Annotated in this window: 2 protein-coding genes; both read right to left on the bottom strand. The window is 72.8% G+C overall.

The features are described 5' to 3' along the window. The coding region (locus FE811_RS26620; protein ID WP_140849504.1) for a phosphate acetyltransferase at positions 1-954 on the bottom strand (954 nt) is incomplete at its 3' end. A gap of 3 nt (positions 955-957) precedes the next feature. Then, positions 958-1,974: a YeiH family protein gene (locus tag FE811_RS26615; RefSeq protein ID WP_072462047.1), complete on the bottom strand. Its 1,017-nt coding sequence runs from the start codon at positions 1,972-1,974 to the stop codon at positions 958-960. Positions 1,975-2,070: the final 96 nt, after the last annotated feature.

The following is a 2,070-nucleotide window of genomic DNA, read 5'->3' as shown; positions in this document are numbered from 1 at the left end:
TGCTGTCTGGACGGCTGTTACGGCTGCTGCGTCGACGATGTCTTTGACGGAGCATCCTCGCGAGAGGTCGTTTGCGGGTTTTGCCAGTCCCTGCAGGATGGGCCCGATGGCGGTGAGGCCGCCCAGGCGCTCGGCGATCTTGTAGCCGATATTGCCCGCGGCGAGGTCGGGAAAGACGAAGACGTTCGGCCGCCCCGACAGCCGGCTGGCCGGCGCCTTCCTCGCCCGGATCGCCTCGTCCAGCGCGGCGTCGAACTGCATCTCGCCATCCACCTCGAGATCCGGGGCCGCGGCGCGGATCAGCGCCAGCGCCTCGCGCAGCCGGCCGAGGCTCGGGTGGTCGGCCGAGCCCGCGGTCGAGAAGGACAGCAGCGCCACCCGCGGCTCCTCGGCCAGCAGCCGGCGGCAGCTTTCGGCGGCCGAAAGCGCGATGGCGGCGAGCTCCTGCGCGTCGGGCTGGATCACCAGCCCGCAATCGGCAAAGATCATGCCGCCCCTGATCGGCGCGCCCGGCCCGCAGGACAGCATCAGGAAAAAGCTCGACACGATGCCGGCATCGGGGGCCCGGCCGATGATCTGCAATGCGGCGCGGACGGTGTCGGCGGTGGTGGCGACGGCGCCGCCCAGCGTGCCGTCGGCCTGGCCCAGCCGCACCCGCATCGCCGCCTGGCGGATCGGGTCGCGCATCTCGGCCAGCGCGCGTTCGCCGGTCATGCCCCTGGCCGCGCGCATGCGGTGCCAATGGTCGGCCAGTTCCGCCAGGTCGGGCGCGCCGGCCGGGTCGATGCGGCGGGCGCCGGGGATCTCGGGCCCGCCCATCAGGGTGACGCGCGCCAGCCCCTCGGCCAGCAGCCGGCGGGCGGCCTCGGCCACGCGCGGGTCGTCGCCCTCGGACAGGATGATGTGGCGGTCCAGCGCCTTGGCGGTCTGGTGGATGCGCTCGAGCGGTTTCATCTCTTACCCCAGGAAATGCAGGCCGGCGACGACGAAGACGCCCAGGAACACGGTCTCGGCCACGATCAGCCCGATGGCGCCGGCGCCGACCTCGAGCATCTTGCCGAGCGAGGTCTTGATGCCGACCGCGGCGATGGCGATCAGCAATGCCCAGCGGGACAGCTGCCCGGCGAAGTCCGAGACCGCCGGCGGCACCAGCCCCAGGCTGTTGAGCGTGGCGAGCGCGAGAAAGCCGATGACGAAGCCCGGCAGCAGCGGCGGCGCCTTGCCGCCCCGGCGGTCCGAAAGCCCGCGCGCCCGGATCGCCAGGGAAAAGCACAGCACCACCGGCGCCAGCATGGCGACGCGGATCAGCTTGACCAGGGTCGCGGTCTCGCCCGCCTCGGGGCCGATCGAGAAGCCGGCGCCGACCACCTGGGCGACGTCATGGATGGTGCCGCCCAGGAAGACGCCGGAATCGCGGGCGGTGAAGCCGAAAAGCCCGGCCAGCATCGGGTAGAGCACCATGGCCACGGTCGAAAGCACGGTGACGGAGAGCACGGTGAAGACCAGGTCGCGCTCGGATTTCTCGTGCCGGGGCAGGACGGCGGCGATGGCCATGGCCGCCGAGGCGCCGCAGATCGCCACCGAGCCGCCGGTCAGCAGCGCAAAGCGCCAGCCGCGGCCGGCCAGCCGGCTGGCGGCAAGGGCGAACAGGATGGTCAGCACCACGCCCGCCGCCACCAGCGCGATGGCGCCCGGCCCCAGCGCCGCCAGCATGCCGGCCGAGATGCGCGCGCCCAGAAGCGCCACCCCCAGCCGCAGCACGGTGCGCGCGGTAAAGGCGATGCCGGGGGCGGTGCGGGTGCCCTCCTCGGCCAGGAAGTTCAGCGCCAGGCCCAAAAGCAGCGCCATCAGCATGGCGGGGGCGCCGTAATGATCCGACAGGAACTGCGCCGTGGCCGCGACCAGCGCCGAGACGGCGAAGCCCGGAAAGGCTTCCTCGATCAGGCCGCGCGAAGGGATCATGGTGGAAATCATCGTCCTCACCGGGATGCGGGGATGGGCCGGGGCGCTTGTTGCTGCGCGCCGGGGGGTGTCATGGGGGCCGCGGGCGGGGCGGGGCGCCGAGGGGGG

This window comes from Paracoccus sp. FO-3, assembly GCF_006386455.1.
GTDB lineage: Bacteria > Pseudomonadota > Alphaproteobacteria > Rhodobacterales > Rhodobacteraceae > Paracoccus > Paracoccus versutus.
The sequence above is the reverse complement of the archived record's forward strand: the minus strand, read 5'-3'. Positions and strand labels throughout refer to the sequence as shown.

Excerpts from the sequence above, each read along its gene's own strand:
- FE811_RS26615 (WP_072462047.1), bottom strand. The coding sequence starts at position 1,974 with ATGATTTCCACCATGATCCCTTCGCGCGGCCTGATCGAGGAAGCCTTT.